Origin of the sequence: Herbiconiux solani NBRC 106740, from assembly GCF_001571005.1 — a bacterium.
GTDB classification, from domain to species: domain Bacteria; phylum Actinomycetota; class Actinomycetes; order Actinomycetales; family Microbacteriaceae; genus Herbiconiux; species Herbiconiux solani.
Window position 1 is genome coordinate 59,443 of sequence record NZ_BCST01000005.1, and the last position, 15,274, is coordinate 74,716.

Genomic DNA, 15,274 nt, shown 5'->3' on the forward strand with positions numbered 1-15,274 from the left:
TTAGGAGGCCAGCACCTCGTCGAGCACCAGCGAGGCCTTCTCCTCGTCGGTCTTCTCGGCGAGAGCCAGCTCGGAGATGAGGATCTGGCGCGCCTTCGCGAGCATCCGCTTCTCGCCGGCGGAGAGCCCACGATCCTGGTCACGACGCCAGAGGTCGCGCACGACCTCGCTGACCTTGATGACGTCGCCCGAGGCGAGCTTCTCGAGGTTGGCCTTGTACCGGCGCGACCAGTTGGTCGGCTCTTCGGTGAACGGCGCGCGCAGCACCTCGAACACCTTGTCGAGGCCCTCACGGCCGATGACGTCGCGGACGCCGACGAGGTCGACGTTGTCTGCGGGGACCTCGATGGTCAGGTCTCCCTGGGTGACACGGAGTTTGAGGTAGATCTTCTCTTCGCCCTTGATGACCCGGGTCTTCACCTCGGAGATCGTTGCGGCTCCATGGTGGGGGTAAACGACAGTTTCGCCAACCTCAAAAAGCATGAATGGATGTCCTTCCGTGACTACCAGGATACCACAGCGGGCATGTGGTAAGGGTTGCCTAACCACCCCGCCGAGCGCCGCTCGTTATAGGCTTGGGGCCAAAGCGTTTACGACTCTGGAGGGTCTTGTGAGAGCTCGGTTCGCGGCATCCGTTCTGGTGGTTGCCCTCGTCTCCTTCGGCACCGCCGGGTGCGCGTTCATCACCCCTCAGGCGACCAAGGAGATCCTCGAGACCTCCGACGGCGTCAACGCGACCGTCGGCTCGGTCGAGATCAGGAACGCCACGCTCATCAGCGAGGACGGCGAGCTCGCCAGCATGCTGGTCTCGTTCGTCAACAACGGCGACTCGGCCGTGCAGGTCGGCCTGCAGTACGAAGACTCCGTGACCGGCGACCGCGTCACCGAGAAGGTGCTCGTCGGCAACGGCATCACCAGCTTCGGCGGGGAGGACGGCGAGAAGATCGTGCTCAACAACGTCTCGGAGCCCGGCAGCCTGTTCCCGGTCTACTTCCAGTACGGCGGCGAAGAGGGCAAGCAGGTCATGGTGCCGGTGCTCAACACCTCGCTCCCCGAGTACGAGAACCTCGCGCCGACCCCCACGCCGACCCCGTCGGTCACGATCGCGCCCGTCACCCCGACGCCGGTGAGCACCCCCACGGTCACGGCCGAGCCGGCCGCCCCCACCACCGAGGGCTGACCCGCACCACCGAACGGCTGACCCACCGGCGGATCGCTCCGTCGACAGCCCGAGGCCGGCGCCCCGAGGCCGGCCAGCCCGAGGCCGGGCGCCCCGAGCCCTCAGCCCTCGAACCGGTACCCGAGCCCCCGCACCGTCACGAGCAGCGTCGGCTCCGACGGCGTCTTCTCGATCTTCGAGCGGATCCGCTTGATGTGCACGTCGAGCGTCTTGGTGTCGCCGAAGTAATCCGAGCCCCAGACCCGGTCGATCAGCTGCCCGCGCGTGAGCACCCGTCCGGCGTTCCGCAGCAGCAGCTCCAGCAGCTCGAATTCCTTCAGCGGCATGGAGACCTCGGTGCCGTCGACCGACACGGTGTGCCGCTCGACGTCCATCGAGACCGGGCCTGCCTTGAGAAGCGGCTCGGCCGCATCCAGCACCTCGAGCTGACGACGCATGACGGCCCGGATGCGCGCGAGCAGCTCGCGCGTCGAGTACGGCTTCGTCACGTAGTCGTCGGCCCCGAGCTCGAGCCCCACGACGATGTCGATCTCCGAGTCCTTCGCCGTGAGCATGATGATCGGCACGGAGGAACGGGTGCGGATCTCGCGGCAGACCTCGGTTCCCGGGATGCCGGGGATCATCAGGTCGAGCAGGATGATGTCGACCCCGCCGCGATCGAACTCGCTGATGGCGCTCGGCCCGTCCGGGGCGACGGTGACGCCGTACCCCTCGCGACGCAGCAGATAGCTCAGCGGCTCACTGAGCGCGGCCTCGTCTTCGACCAGCAGGATGTGGGTCATCGTCTCTCTCCTTGCGAGGCGGCCTTCGGCGTGATTGACGCCTGGGGCAGCCGGATGGTGAATGTGGAGCCCTGCCCGATCTGGGACCAGGCACGGATGTCTCCGCCGTGGTTCTGCACGACGTGCTTCACGATGCTCAGGCCGAGACCGGTGCCCCCGGTGTTCCGCGAGCGGGCCTGGTCGACGCGGAAGAACCGTTCGAACACGCGCGGCAGGTCCTCCTCGGGGATCCCGATGCCCTGGTCGGTGATGACGAGCTCGACGACTCCCTCGTCGTGGTGCACCCCGATCCCGATCCGCGAGCCGTCGGGTGAGTACTGGATCGCGTTGGCGACGAGGTTGTTGACCGCAAGCGTCAGCAGCGTCTCGTCGCCGGAGACCGAGACGCGCTTCTGCCCGCCGACGGCCAGGGTCATGCCGTGCGCCTCGGCGACCACCCGGTTCTGGTCGACGGCCGACGAGACGACGGCGTCGATGTCGACCTGCTTCGCGGTGGCCAGGATGTCGGTGGCCTGCAGGCGGGAGAGCTCGATGATCTCGCGGGTGATCTGGGCCAGCCGCGAGGCCTCCTGCCCCATCCGCCTGGCGAACCGGCGCACCTGGTCGGGGTCGTCGGAGGCCGGATCGAGCGCCTCGGCGAGCAGCGCGATCGCGCCGATCGGCGTCTTCAGCTCGTGCGAGATGTTCGCGATGAAGTCGCGCCGCACCTCCTCGAGCCGGTACGCGTCGGTGCGGTCCTCGGCCAGCACCAGCACGTAGCGGCTGCCCAGGCGGGCGACCTGCACGTCGAGGTGGATGCTCGCCTCGCCGAACGGGCCGCGCGCGAGCGTGACCTCCTGGTTCTCCGACTCCCCCGTGGCCCGCACCGAGGCGACGATCTCGGCGACCTCCGGGTGCACGAGGAGTCCGTTGGCGACGAGTCCGTACGTATAGGCCATCTCCGACGCCTTGACGACGTTGTTCGACGGGTCGAGCACGAGGCCCGCGAAGTCGAGAGCGTCGATCACCTGGTCGACCCCGTCGGGAACGGCGTTGGATGCGACGGTGACCGCATTGTTTCCCCGGCGTTCAGCCACATGGAGGAGGATCACGAATCCCGCCCCGACGACGAGGCCGAGTACTACGGAGAACAGCACCAACCAGCCTGTTTCCATAGCAACTACACTAGTGAGTCCCCCGGGGCGCGATCCCGCGTATCCGCCCGTTCAGCCGTCGCTTCCACGAGTGTTCAGCTGCCCGGCACCTCGCGTTAACCTGCCCCCGGGAGGATGGAGCCGTCGCCTCGCCGATCGCGGCGGTGCCGCCGCGCGCACGTGTGCTCCATCCGGACGTGTCCGCCGTATCCAAGAAAGGACCCACACGCATGCGTGAGGTATTCCAGCAAGAGCTGCGCGAGGTGCAGGAGCGTCTCGTCGAGATCTCCGAGCTCGTGACCGCGGCGATCACGAACGCCACTGCCGCGTTCAACGAGTCGAACGTGGCCCTGGCCGAACAGGTCATCGCCGAAGACCCGAAGATCGACGCGCTCGCCTCGAGCCTGGATGAGCTGGCCATCAGCATCCTCGCCCTTCAGCAGCCCGTCGCCCGCGACCTGCGGATCGTCGTGACCGCCCTGCGCGTCAGCTCCTCCCTCGAGCGGATGGGCGACATCGCCGAGCACATCGCCCAGCTGGCGCGCTACCGCTACCCCGACAAGGTGGTCAAGAAGAGCCTCCGCCAGACCTTCGCCGAGATGGGACGCCTCGACGTCGAGATCGCCAAGAAGCTCACGGTGCTGCTGCAGACCGAGGACGTCGCCCTCGCCGACGAGATGCGCAACGACGACGACCGCATCGACGAGCTGCACGTGAGCGTCTTCGACGCTGTGCTCGGCTCGCACTGGAAGGGCGAGGCCGTCGACACCGTCGACGTCACGCTCGCGAGCCGCTACCACGAGCGCTTCGCCGACCACGCGGTCTCGATCGCCAAGAAGGTGCAGTACCTCGCGACCGGTGAGTGGCCGTCGGTCGGCGAGCAGTAGCCCGCCCGTTCATCCGCTGTTCACCGGCGGACACCGAACAGACGAAGAAGCCCCGGCCGCCTGAGCGGACCGGGGCTTCTTCGTGTGCGCTCCGGGCTACTTCTTGCCCTGGGCGGCGACCGCGGCGGCGCCGGCGGCGGCGGCCTCGGGGTCGAGGTACTCGGCCGGGCCGACCGGCACGAACGACTCGTCGAGGCGATAGACCAGCGGGATGCCGGTGGGGATGTTGAGCTCGGCGATGTCGTCGTCCGAGATGCCGTCGAGGTGCTTCACGAGCGCCCGGAGGGAGTTGCCGTGGGCGGTGACCAGCACGGTCTTGCCGAGCGCGAGGTCGCCGGTGATGTCGGACTCCCAGTAGGGCAGCATCCGGTCGATGACGTCTTTCAGGCACTCGGTGCGGGGCACCGCGTCGCCGAGGTCGGCGTAGCGCGGGTCGCCGACCTGCGAGTACGGGTCGTCGTCGGCGATGGGGGGCGGCGGCACGTCGAACGAGCGGCGCCAGATCTGGAACTGCTCGGGGCCGTACTCGGCGAGGGTCTGCGCCTTGTCCTTGCCCTGCAGGGCGCCGTAGTGGCGCTCGTTGAGGCGCCAGGAGCGCTTGACGTCGATCCACGCGCGGTCGGCCTCGGCCAGGGCGAGGTTGGCGGTCTGGATCGCGCGGCTGAGGCGCGACGTGTACAGGATGTCAGGCAGGAGGCCCGACTCGGCGAGCAGCTCGCCGGCGCGCTTGGCTTCGGCCACGCCCTGGTCGGAGAGCGGGACGTCGACCCAGCCGGTGAAGAGGTTCTTCTGGTTCCAGTCGCTGTTGCCGTGGCGCAACAGGATGAGGGTGTAAGGCTCAGTAGGCATGCTCTCATCCTATTCGGCGGCGCCCGCGTGATTTGATGGGGCTATGCCGATCGGTGCCGTCACGCGGGGAACCACCAACACGAACCGTCTGCGCCGGGTCGACCGCTTCATCCAGACCCTGCCGGTGCTCCGCCGGACGCCCGATCCGCTCGTGGTCGACCTCGGCTACGGGGCGAGTGGGGTCACGGCCTTCGAGCTGCAGGCCCGGCTCGCGACCGTGCGGCCGGACGTCCATGTGCGCGGCCTCGAGATCGCGCCCGAGCGCGTGGCGACGGCCACCGCGCAGCTGAAGGACGTGCGCGACGGCCGCACCTCGTTCGCGCCCGACGCCTCGGTCGACTTCGCCGTCGGCGGCTTCGAGGTGCCGCTGCCCGGGCCGGCGTCCCGCCGGGCCGCGGTGATCCGGGCCTTCAACGTGCTGCGGCAGTACGACGAGAGCGAGGTTCCGGCCGCCTGGGCGCTCATGCGCGGGCGGCTGCAGCCGGGCGGGATGCTCGTGGAGGGCACCTGCAACGAGGTGGGCCGGGTGTCGAGCTGGGTCGCCCTAGATCCGGAGGGGCCCGTGAGCTTCTCGATCTCGCTGCGCCTGCAGGGGCTCGAACATCCGTCGATCGTCGCCGAGCGGTTGCCGAAGGCGCTGATCCACCGCAACGTGCCGGGCGAACCGGTGCATCGGCTGCTCGCCGACCTCGACCGGTTCTGGCAGCACAACGCCGCCCTGCAGACGTACGGGCCGGTGCAGCGGTGGCTCGCGACCGTCGACTCGCTCGGCGCGGCCGGCTGGAGCATCAGGACCCCGCGGCGCCGCCAGCGGCTCGGCGAGCTGACCGTGCCGTGGGCAGAGGTCGCCCCCGCGAGCTGAGGCGCACTGAGGCGAGGTGAGGCGCGCTGTCTCGCGCCGCCTCGGCCTCCGCGGCTGCCGCTACTTGACGGGCAGCGTGAGCTCCTGGCCCTCGACGCGGACCGTGAGCTCCTGGGTGGTGCTGACGTTCGCCGGGGTCCAGAACACCGAGGTGTGCGGCACGAAGTCCATCGTGCAGATCTTGTCCTGCGGGATCGGGACGGTGACGATCTCGACGGTGTTGCCCTCGTTCTTCGGCTCGACGACCTTGATGTCGGAACCGATGACCGGGCAGCCCGAGCTTCCCGAGATCGAGACGGCGATCTGCGATCCCTCGTGCAGCCAGAACGCCTGGATGCCGGAGTCGGCGGCACCCTCGGACTCGTTCACGATCTGCTCCTCGTCGGGCAGTCCGGAGAAGTTCTCGGTGGGGCCGGTGACGGTGCATCCGGCCAGCGCGAAGGCGAAGGCAGCGGCGACGACGGTGAGGGGAGCAAGCGTTCGCATCTTCATGCCTCTACGGTACCGAATCCGCGGCCCTCACGTTGCCCCTCCGGGGGCCGAATCCGCAGCCCTCACGTCGTGATGTCGGGCAGGGTTCGGCGCGCTTCCTCCAGCGGCATGCCGCTGGCCACGAGTAGATCGAGCACGAGCGGGCGGATGGAGGCGACCAGCGCCGACTCGGAGAACGGTTCACCGCGGAGGAAGGTGCGCGGATCGAGGGTGATCGCGATCAGCACGAGGCTCTGCCGCACCACGGGCCGGAGCTCCGGGCGGTCGATGCTCTGGGCCAGCATCGAGGCAGCGCTCTGCAGCGACGCCATCAGCTCGGCGAGCTCCGGCCGTCGCCGATCGCCCGGCAGCACGCTGATCCGGCGCGAGATGACGCGCAGGTTGCGGGTGGCGTGGTCCATGTGCAGCTGCATCCGCTGCAGCTCCACCAGCTCGGGCAGCCGGCGACGGAGGAACGGCGAGATGCGGGCGATCGCGACCGCCGAGTCCAGGGATCCGCGCCACTGCTCGATCAGAGTCTGCGTGCCGCGCGCACGGCTCAGCACGATCTCGGCGGTGGCGTGGTCGCCGATCCGCAGCACGGTGACGAGCGAGGCGAGGATGCCGGTGAAGGCGCCGAAGAACTTCAGCGCCTCCCGGCGCGCCGCCCTCCGCGGGTCACGCGGGATGAGTGCAGTGCAGGCGATCGCCACGAGCCCGCCGACGACGGCGTCGGCCGACCGGGTGAACGGGCCACCCGGGGGCACCGGCATGAGCGAGACCAGCGTGGCCTGGACGGCGGCGAGGATGGGGAGGCCGGCGACCGAGGAGAGCGCTCGCGTCACCGTGAGCGACACCAGGACGGTTAGCGCGAACTGCCACACCCCCTGGCCGAGCGCGACGAGGATCACCTCGCTCAGTGCGATGCCGATCGTCATGGCGATCGCAGTCTCGAGCACCCGCCGCGGACGCGCGTCGAGCACCAGGCCGAGGCTGGAGAGGGTCACCGTCACCGCGGCGATCGGGAACGGGTGGTCGAGCAGGTAGTGGGTCAGCAGGTACGCGATGGTCACCGCCACGACGAGCTGCAGCACCGCCGGGGCGCTGCCGATCGAGCGGTCCCATGACGCGCGCAGCGCCGTCTCGGTCCGCTGACGCAGGCTCGGCCGCCCCTCTCCGGGGAGCACGGAGCTCACGGGGCAGAGCTCACGCGGGCAGAGCTCACGCGGGCAGAGCTCACGCGGGCCCTAGCGGGTCCGTGCGCCGAGCCGCGGAAGGCGCGGGCGGGCGACCGCGGCACCCGCGTCCGGCGCGACGATCTGCTCGACGGCCGCGGCGACCGTGCCGTCGGACGTGCGCACGGCGACGGTGCTCTCCGCCGGCAGCTGGCGGCGGACGACCGCGAGCGCGACCGGCCCCCATTCGTGGTGGATGCCCACCGAGGTCACCTGACCCACGGCCGCGTCGGCGTCGAGATCGCGGGTGTCGACCGGCGCACCCTCTGGGCCGGCGTCGAAGACGAGGTCGCCCGCGGCCGGGAGCACCGCATCCGAGCCGTCGAGGTGCAGGAAGACCAGCCGGCGCGGAGGGTGGCCCAGGTTGTGCACCTTCGCGACGGTCTCCTGGCCGCGGTAGCAGCCCTTGGCCAGGTGCACGGCCGACCGCATCCAGTCGAGCTCGTGCGGGATGGAGCGTTCGTCGACCTCGGTGACGAGGCGGGGGCGCCAGGCGGCGATGCGGAGCGCCTCGGCGGCGAGGACGCCGGCCGCCGTGAGGTCGCCGGCGCGCACCGACTCGGCGAGGCGGCCCAGGTCGGCGCGGGGAACGAGGCTCTCGCGCCACCACCAGTCGGTGCCCGGGTGCGTCTCGACCAGGGCGTACTGCACGCCGCCGGTCACGACCTCGGGCCAGGGGTCGCTCCAGGTGAGCGGATGCCCGTTGCCGGCCGCGACCACCGCGGCGAGCGCCGCCGGAGCCTCGGCCTCGGCGGAGGCGGCGAGCCAGCCGATCGTGGCGAACTCAGCGGAACGGTCGGCGATCTCGACGCGGAGCATGAACCGCATCCGCTGCAGCCACTGCTCGAGGGCCTCGGTCTCGGTGCCGTCGACGAGCAGCCAGGCCGTCTCGCCGTCGTCGAGCACGCGGATGGCGTGCTCGATCCGGCCGTTCGCCGAGAGCAGCAGGGTCTCGGCCGAGGCGCCGGACGCCAGGTCACGGATGCTCTGGCTGGTCACCGAATCGAGCCAGGACAACCGGTCGGGGCCGGCCACCGAGATGACGCCGCGGTGGGAGAGGTCGACCACGGCGGGAGCGCCGGAGGGGCGACCGCTGCGCGCCGCCTCGAGCGCGCGCTGCTCGCCGATCGGGTTGCCGTAGTGCGCGGCGACGCCCTCGTCGGGGGCGGCCGCAGCCACGGCCGCCGGGAGCGAGAGGAACGGCGTAGCGGTGGTCGTTGCAAGCGCAGGCGCAGGCTCGGGCGCGGTCGGGGTCGCGACACCCGCCTGGTCGGTCTGCAGGTCGTCGCCCGCCATGGTCAGTCGACCTTCGCGAGCCGGGCCGAGGCATGGGTGCGGAGCTCCTGGCCGAGGGCCGCGATGTCCCACGCCCAGAGCAGGTGGTTCTCGACCAGCCCGTAGATGCGGGTGGCGCCGGTGTACTCCTTGGCGGAGCGGGAGCGCATCACGGCGTCGGTCGCGAGATCGATCCGCGGGCCCTTGACCTGGCCGAGGTAGAGCTCGCTGACGCCGGTGGGATGCACGATCGACACCTCGATGTCGAAGCCCTCCGATGCGTTCCGCAGCGTCTCGACCGCCTGGGCCGTGTTGAACGGGCGGGTGCCGACGCCGGGCAGCATGCCGGGGCCGACGTCGCCCTCGATGTGCAGGCGGCTGAGTCGCCAGAAGCCGGTCTCGGCGACGAGCGGGGTGGTGACGGGCAGGCCGGACTCGGCAGTCTCGGGGGCCGGCGCATCCGGATCGGGCTGCTCGACCGCATCCGGCTCGACCTGGTCGGCGAGCGAGGGCATCTCGGGCCCGGGGGCGTCGCCGAGGAGCCAGGTGTACGAGCTGTAGTTGAGGTAGGGCAGGCCGTCGTGGCTGAAGCTGATGCGCTGGCCGAACTCACGCGAGACGCGCTCGTCGCCGATCGCGTAGTCGATGACGCCGGTGCCCTCCCAGACGCCGATGAGCCAGGACAGGGGGACGAGTTCGGCGGGGAGGCCCGTGGGGATCTCGATCATGGGAGTGTCGGTGTCCGTCGCGTCGGTGGTGACTTCGGGGGTGAGTGTCGGGTGTGCCGCGCCGGCGTCAGCGCTGGCCGCGGAACAGCTTGTAGACGACGATGCCCGCGGTCCACGCGATGCCGAGGCTCGCGAGCCCGAGGAGGCCGATGAACAGGAGTTCGAGCGCTACGTAGGACATGCCTTAGAGCTTAGCGCCTGCGGAGAATGCCAGAGGGGCGAGCACGACCGTGGCGATCGCGAGGACCAGCACGGCTCCGCCGAGGCTGGCCGACACCCGGTCGACGAAGCCCTTCCGCACGGGCACGATGAGCTGGATGCCGAAGGTCACGACCAGGGCGAGCCCCAGCACGAGCGGCAGGAAGAGCAGGTAGTCGCCCGGCGAGACGAAGACGCCCACGGCGATCACGGCGAGGATCGACAGCATCCAGACCGGGACTACGCTTCTCATGAGCAGACTCATACCCGCCATTCTGCCCGATAGTATGTACCGCAGGCGTTCTCTGGAGGATCTTACGTGGCGCAGTTGTTGATCCTGACCTCTGCGGTCGACCGCGAGGTGTTACCCGCACTCTCGCTGTTGAGCCACCGCACCCGTCAGATCCCGGCTGAGGCCTCGCAGCTCGTGAACACCCCGAACAGCGATCTGATCTTCGTCGACGCCCGTCACGACCTGTCCTCGGCGCGGTCCCTCTGCAAGATCCTCAGTACGACCGGGATCGGCGTGCCCGTGGTGCTCATCCTCACCGAGGGCGGCCTCACCGCCGTGAGCGCCGAGTGGGGTGCAGCCGACGTCGTGCTCGAGTCGGCGGGGCCCGCGGAGGTCGACACGCGCATCCGGCTGGCCATCGGCCGTCAGGTGCAGGATCAGTCGACCTCGAAGATCCAGGCCTCGGGCGTCGTCATCGACGAGGCCAGCTACTCGGCACGGGTGCACGGGCGCCCGCTCGACCTCACCTTCAAGGAGTTCGAGCTGCTTCGCTTCTTCGCGATGCACCCCTCGCGGGTCTTCACCCGCGAGCAGCTGCTCAGCGAGGTCTGGGGCTACGACTACTTCGGCGGCACCCGCACGGTCGACGTCCACGTGCGACGGCTGCGCGCCAAGCTCGGCGACCTCGAATCGCTGATCGGCACCGTTCGCAACGTCGGGTACCGGTTCAACTTCTTCGAGGACGACAATGAGCGACTCGCTCACTCTCTCAGTCAGTAATCCCGATGACGGGCGCGAGCCCTTCCTCCGGCTGATGGCCCGGGCCGCCCTGGTCGACGGGCAGCAGCCCTTCAACGACCAGGCCCTCGTCGACATCGGCAAGGGGTCGCGGTCGCTGCTGCTCGCCGAGCGCGGCGGGCCCGGCACCGGCACCGTCGTCGGCGCGGCCGTGGTGGGCCAGGGCGAGCTCGAGTTCGTGATCGACCCCGAGTGGCGCGAGGAGGGACTCGGCCGGCAGCTGCTGGAGATCGTGCTCGCGAACAACTCGGACGGGCCGCTCCGCGCCTGGGCGCACGGCGATCACCCTGCCAGCCGGCGGCTCGCGGCCACGCACCGCTTCGACGCCGTGCGCACGCTGCTGCAGCTGCGCCGCGAGCTGGTCGAGACGGCCTCGGGCGGAGACCTCCCGCCGGGGTTCTCGATCGGGGCGTTCCAGGGCGGCGCCGACATCGACGAGTGGGTCGAGCTGAACGCCCGCATCTTCGCCGAGCACGACGAGCAGGGCGGGCTGACCGCCGACGACCTCCGGTTCCGGATGTCGGAGCCGTGGTTCGAGCCGGGCGACTTCCTGCTGCTCCGCGACCAGACGGGTCGGATGATCGGCTACAACTGGCTGAAGATCGAGCCCGGCGACGACCGGGTCGGTGAGATCTACGTGATCGGCGTCGAGGAGGGGCACGCGGGGCAGGGCCTCGGCCGCATCCTGATGAACCGCGGTCTCGCCCGTCTGGTGGAACGTGGATGCCGGCACGCGGCGCTCTTCGTCGACGCCGACAACGAGCGGGCCGTCGCCCTCTACCGCTCCCTCGGCTTCACCGAGCACACGATCGACGTGCAGTACCTCCAGCGCGCCCCCTTCCGCCGCCGCTGAGCGTCTAGCCCGTCACCTCTGCTAGCCCGTCTTCTCCGGCGGGGGCGGAGCGGACGGGCGCGAGGGGGATCCCTGCGCGCGGACCAGGTCGGCGACCGTCACGCGACGGGCGCGCTCGGGGAGGTGATCGGCGGTCAGGCCGTCGACGAGCACCGAGGGATCGAGGTTCAGGGCTGCGGCGATCCGGAGGATCGTGTGCAGCGACGGGTTCGCCTGGCCCCGTTCGATCTTGCCGAGATTTGTGAAATGGAGGGCCGCGAGATCGGCCAGTTCCATCTGGCTGATCGCGAAGCGCAGGCGCTCGTCGCGGATGCGCGCCCCGAGTTCGAGGGCGGCAGCGGAGAGGACGGAGGACACCCCTCATGTGTAACAACCGCACGCCCACGTCACCAGAGCGCCCACACACCATGCGCCAACGCTTCACCCCGGAACCTGCGCCGCACTACACCCCAGCTCTAACTGAGCTTAGCTCACCACTCGGGGATCCTCGCGAGACACCTCCGGGTGACATGATGTTGGGATGGACGACGACATGATCTCGCTCGACGCCGGCATCGTCACCGACTTCGACGACGATTACGACGAGCTCGAGCCGGTGGACAGTACCGACCCCTTGCCCGAGGGCCGCTACCTCGACCGCGAGCTCAGCTGGCTGGCGTTCAACACACGGGTGCTCGAACTGGCCGAGGATCCGACGCTCCCGGTGCTCGAGCGAGCGAACTTCCTCGCGATCTTCGCGTCGAACCTGGACGAGTTCTTCATGGTGCGGGTCGCGGGGCTGAAGCGCCGCATCCTCACCGACCTCGCCGTGCCCACCAACGTGGGCCGCCGCCCCACCGATGTGCTGGCTGACATCTCGACCAAGGCGCACGAGCTGCAGATGCGCCACGCCCTGGCCTGGAAGGACCTGGTCAGCCCGGCCCTCGCCGACGCCGGCATCCGCATCATCACCTGGGACGAGCTCGACGAAGCCGACCGGGTCAACCTGCACGAGATCTTCTCGCAGCAGATCTTCCCCGTGCTGATGCCGCTCGCGGTCGACCCCGCGCATCCGTTCCCCTACATCTCGGGGCTGTCGCTCAACCTCTCGGTGCGGGTGCGCAACTCCAAGACCGGCAAGGAAGAGTTCGCGCGCCTCAAGGTGCCGCAGGTGCTCAACCGGTTCATCCGCGTCGACCAGCGCGAGACCCCGGACGAGCTGCGCTTCATCACCCTCGAAGACCTGATCGCGAACCACCTGGGCGACCTGTTCCCCGGCATGGAGATCGTCGAGCACCACGTCTTCCGCGTCACCCGCAACGAGGACGTGGAGGTCGAGGAGGACGAGACCGAGAACCTCCTGCAGGCCCTCGAGAAGGAGCTGCTGCGCCGCCGGTTCGGCCCGCCGATCCGCCTCGAGATCAGCGACGACATGGATCAGGTGACCCTCGACCTGATCGTGCGTGAGCTCGACATCACCGATCAGGAGGTGTACACGCTGCCCTCGCCGCTCGACCTCGGCGGCCTGTTCGACCTCACGCGCATCCCGCGCCCCGACCTCAAGTACCCCAAGCACGTGCCGACCACGGCCGCGGCCCTCCTGCCGCCCGAGCCCAACGCGAAGCCCGACATCTTCAAGGCCATCTCGCGCGGCGACATCCTGCTCCACCACCCCTACGAGTCGTTCGCGACCAGCGTGCAGGCCTTCCTCGAGCAGGCCGCCGCCGACCCGCACGTGCTCGCCATCAAGCAGACGCTCTACCGCACGAGCGGCGACTCCCCCATCGTCGAGGCCCTGATCGACGCGGCCGAGGCCGGCAAGCAGGTGCTGGCCCTGGTCGAGATCAAGGCGCGCTTCGACGAGCAGGCGAACATCTCCTGGGCCCGCAAGCTCGAGAAGGCGGGCGTGCACGTGGTCTACGGGCTCGTGGGCCTCAAGACCCACTGCAAGCTCGCCCTCGTCATCCGGCAGGAGAAGGGCCGGCTGAAGAGCTACAGCCACATCGGCACCGGCAACTACAACCCCAAGACCTCGCGCATCTATGAAGACCTGGGGCTGCTGACCGCCGACGACCAGGTGGGCAAAGACCTGACCCGGCTGTTCAACGAACTCTCCGGCTACGCGATCGAGAAGAAATTCAAGCGCCTGCTGGTGGCACCCCTGCACCTGCGGAAGGGCCTGCTCAAGCGCATCAACGCCGAGGCCGAGAACGCACGGAAGGGCCTGCCCTCCGGCATCCAGATCAAGCTCAACTCCATCGTCGACGAGGCGATCATCGACGCGCTCTACCGGGCCAGCCAGGCCGGGGTGCCGATCGACATCTGGGTGCGCGGCATCTGCTCGCTGAAGCCCGGGCAGGAGGGGCTGAGCGAGAACATCCGCGTGCGCTCCATCCTCGGCCGCTACCTCGAGCACTCGCGCGTGTTCTCGTTCGTCAACGACGGCGATCCGCAGGTCTACATCGGCAGCGCCGACATGATGCACCGCAACCTCGACCGCCGCGTCGAGGCGCTGGTGCGCCTGGTCGACCCCGACCACCTGAAGGAGATCGACGGCCTGTTCGACCTCGCGATGAGCGACAAGGTCTCCAGCTGGGCCCTCGACGCCGACGGCATCTGGACCAGGCACGACGTCGACGCCGACGGCGCCCCGCTGATCGACATGCAGGATCTGCTCATGCAGCAGATCAGCCGCCGCAAGCGTCCGGGCACCACGCGGTGACCGTCTTCGCGGCCGGAGCGGTCTGCTGGCGGGTGGTCGACGGCAAGATCAAGGTGCTCGTCATCCACCGTGCGGCCCACCGCGACATCTCGCTGCCCAAGGGCAAGGTCGACCCGGGCGAGACCCTGCCGCAGACCGCCGTGCGCGAGGTCGTCGAGGAGACGGGCCTCGCGGTCACGCTCGGCGTGCCCCTCGGCGTCACGAACTACACGATGCCCAACGGCCGCGAGAAGGTCGTGCACTACTGGGCGGCCGAGGCCACCGACGAGGCGATCGCGGCCTCGACCTTCCTGCCGGGCGACGAGGTCGCCGCCCTCGAGTGGCTGCCGCTGAAGAAGGCGGCCGCGGCCCTCACCTACGAGCGCGACGGCCAGATCGTCGAACGGTTCCGGATGCTCGTCGACGAGGGCGTGACCCGCACGTTCGCGATCATCGCCCTCCGTCACGCCAAGGCCATCCCGCCGTACCAGTTCCACGGCCCCGACGCCGAACGCACCCTCACCGAGCGCGGACGCACGGAGGCGAAGGCGATCGTGCCGGGCCTTCGGGCCTTCGGCGTCGAGAAGATCGTCACGAGCACCGCCGTCCGGTGCCGCCAGACGGTCGAACCGCTCTCCAAGGCGCTGAAGCTGCCCGTCAAGCAGACCGCGCTGATCAGCCAGGATGCCTACGAGTCGGCCGAGAGCGACATCCGCCAGGTCGTCGCCAAGCGCCTGCGCAAACAGACCACCGTGGTGCTCTGCAGCCACGGCCCGGTGCTGCCGGAGATCGTGCGCGAGGTCGCACGGGTGACCGGCACCGCGCCCGCCGTCACGGTGTCGCGGGCCGGAGATCTGCCGGTCGCGGGTTTCTCCGTCCTTCACCTCTCGGTCGACCGGCCGGGCGCCGGCATCATCGCGATCGAGACGCACACACCGCACTCCTGACGGAATCCGTCGCCGATCGACCCGATCCGTTAACCTCTCGTTCACCTTCGTGCGGGTGACTGGTCAAACGCCGCACCTAGTGTCACTGACGGGTCAGCACCGACCCGACCCGCGCGCGCCTGCATCGATGACTCGACCTTTCACTCCGGCCGTGGCGGAAACAC

Annotated in this window: 17 protein-coding genes; 7 read left to right on the forward strand and 10 right to left on the reverse strand. The window is 69.6% G+C overall.

What is annotated here, in order from left to right:
* On the reverse strand, positions 1-483 hold the full coding sequence (locus HSO01S_RS09930; protein WP_066040922.1) for a CarD family transcriptional regulator: 483 nt from the start codon (positions 481-483) through the stop codon (positions 1-3).
* A gap of 127 nt (positions 484-610) precedes the next feature.
* On the opposite strand from HSO01S_RS09930, the gene HSO01S_RS09935 reads away from it, so the two are divergent.
* Positions 611-1,180 carry a hypothetical protein gene (locus tag HSO01S_RS09935; RefSeq protein WP_066040924.1) on the forward strand — a complete coding sequence of 190 codons (570 nt, stop codon included), beginning with the start codon at positions 611-613 and terminating at the stop codon, positions 1,178-1,180.
* 101 nt (positions 1,181-1,281) lie between these two features.
* Here the strand turns inward: HSO01S_RS09935 and HSO01S_RS09940 are convergent, their stop codons facing one another.
* Both HSO01S_RS09940 and HSO01S_RS09945 read right to left on the reverse strand, forming a co-directional pair.
* A complete protein-coding gene (locus HSO01S_RS09940; RefSeq protein WP_066040926.1) occupies positions 1,282-1,962 on the reverse strand; it encodes a winged helix-turn-helix domain-containing protein in 681 nt (226 codons plus the stop codon).
* Positions 1,959-3,116, reverse strand: a complete 1,158-nt coding sequence (locus HSO01S_RS09945) for a sensor histidine kinase (protein ID WP_066040928.1) — start codon at positions 3,114-3,116, stop codon at positions 1,959-1,961. Before HSO01S_RS09945 ends, HSO01S_RS09940 begins: the two co-directional genes overlap by 4 nt.
* 209 nt (positions 3,117-3,325) lie before the next feature.
* On the opposite strand from HSO01S_RS09945, the gene phoU reads away from it, so the two are divergent.
* A complete protein-coding gene (phoU, locus tag HSO01S_RS09950) occupies positions 3,326-3,982 on the forward strand; it encodes a phosphate signaling complex protein PhoU (RefSeq protein ID WP_066040930.1) in 657 nt (218 codons plus the stop codon).
* A gap of 96 nt (positions 3,983-4,078) precedes the next feature.
* On the opposite strand, the gene HSO01S_RS09955 is transcribed toward phoU, so the two are convergent.
* Positions 4,079-4,831, reverse strand: coding sequence for a phosphoglyceromutase (locus tag HSO01S_RS09955; RefSeq protein WP_066040932.1), 753 nt, complete (start codon positions 4,829-4,831; stop codon positions 4,079-4,081).
* A gap of 43 nt (positions 4,832-4,874) precedes the next feature.
* Between HSO01S_RS09955 and HSO01S_RS09960 the strand changes: the two genes are divergently transcribed.
* On the forward strand, positions 4,875-5,693 hold the full coding sequence (locus tag HSO01S_RS09960; protein ID WP_066040934.1) for a class I SAM-dependent methyltransferase: 819 nt from the start codon (positions 4,875-4,877) through the stop codon (positions 5,691-5,693).
* A gap of 60 nt (positions 5,694-5,753) precedes the next feature.
* Here HSO01S_RS09960 and HSO01S_RS09965 read toward each other — a convergent pair whose 3' ends face one another.
* The 5 genes from HSO01S_RS09965 to HSO01S_RS09985 all read right to left on the reverse strand — a co-directional run bounded on the left by HSO01S_RS09965 (position 5,754) and on the right by HSO01S_RS09985 (position 9,853).
* Positions 5,754-6,185, reverse strand: coding sequence for a hypothetical protein (locus HSO01S_RS09965; RefSeq protein ID WP_066040936.1), 432 nt, complete (start codon positions 6,183-6,185; stop codon positions 5,754-5,756).
* 62 nt (positions 6,186-6,247) lie between these two features.
* Positions 6,248-7,360 (reverse strand): FUSC family protein, encoded by a 1,113-nt coding sequence (locus HSO01S_RS09970; protein WP_066040938.1) that lies wholly within the window; start codon positions 7,358-7,360, stop codon positions 6,248-6,250.
* Positions 7,361-7,411: 51 nt separating this feature from the next.
* On the reverse strand, positions 7,412-8,695 hold the full coding sequence (gene ygfZ, locus HSO01S_RS09975; protein ID WP_066040940.1) for a CAF17-like 4Fe-4S cluster assembly/insertion protein YgfZ: 1,284 nt from the start codon (positions 8,693-8,695) through the stop codon (positions 7,412-7,414).
* 2 nt (positions 8,696-8,697) lie between these two features.
* The gene (locus HSO01S_RS09980) at positions 8,698-9,402 is read right to left on the reverse strand and encodes a nitrobindin family protein (protein ID WP_066040943.1); all 705 of its coding nucleotides are present in this window, start codon (positions 9,400-9,402) and stop codon (positions 8,698-8,700) included.
* Between the two features lie 184 nt (positions 9,403-9,586).
* Positions 9,587-9,853 carry a hypothetical protein gene (locus HSO01S_RS09985; protein WP_157079011.1) on the reverse strand — a complete coding sequence of 89 codons (267 nt, stop codon included), beginning with the start codon at positions 9,851-9,853 and terminating at the stop codon, positions 9,587-9,589.
* Positions 9,854-9,919: 66 nt separating this feature from the next.
* Here HSO01S_RS09985 and HSO01S_RS09990 point away from each other — a divergent pair, with 66 nt between their 5' ends.
* Entirely contained in the window at positions 9,920-10,612 is a 693-nt protein-coding gene (locus tag HSO01S_RS09990) for a response regulator transcription factor (protein WP_066040947.1), read from the forward strand.
* A complete protein-coding gene (mshD, locus tag HSO01S_RS09995; protein WP_066040950.1) occupies positions 10,581-11,483 on the forward strand; it encodes a mycothiol synthase in 903 nt (300 codons plus the stop codon). Before HSO01S_RS09990 ends, mshD begins: the two co-directional genes overlap by 32 nt.
* 21 nt (positions 11,484-11,504) lie before the next feature.
* On the opposite strand, the gene HSO01S_RS10000 is transcribed toward mshD, so the two are convergent.
* Positions 11,505-11,840 (reverse strand): helix-turn-helix domain-containing protein, encoded by a 336-nt coding sequence (locus HSO01S_RS10000; RefSeq protein WP_066040951.1) that lies wholly within the window; start codon positions 11,838-11,840, stop codon positions 11,505-11,507.
* Positions 11,841-12,003: 163 nt separating this feature from the next.
* Here HSO01S_RS10000 and HSO01S_RS10005 point away from each other — a divergent pair, with 163 nt between their 5' ends.
* Positions 12,004-14,184, forward strand: a complete 2,181-nt coding sequence (locus tag HSO01S_RS10005; protein WP_066040954.1) for an RNA degradosome polyphosphate kinase — start codon at positions 12,004-12,006, stop codon at positions 14,182-14,184.
* Positions 14,181-15,110, forward strand: coding sequence for an NUDIX hydrolase (locus tag HSO01S_RS10010; RefSeq protein WP_066040957.1), 930 nt, complete (start codon positions 14,181-14,183; stop codon positions 15,108-15,110). The genes HSO01S_RS10005 and HSO01S_RS10010 overlap by 4 nt, the downstream gene beginning before the upstream one ends.
* The last annotated feature ends 164 nt before the right edge of the window (positions 15,111-15,274 follow it).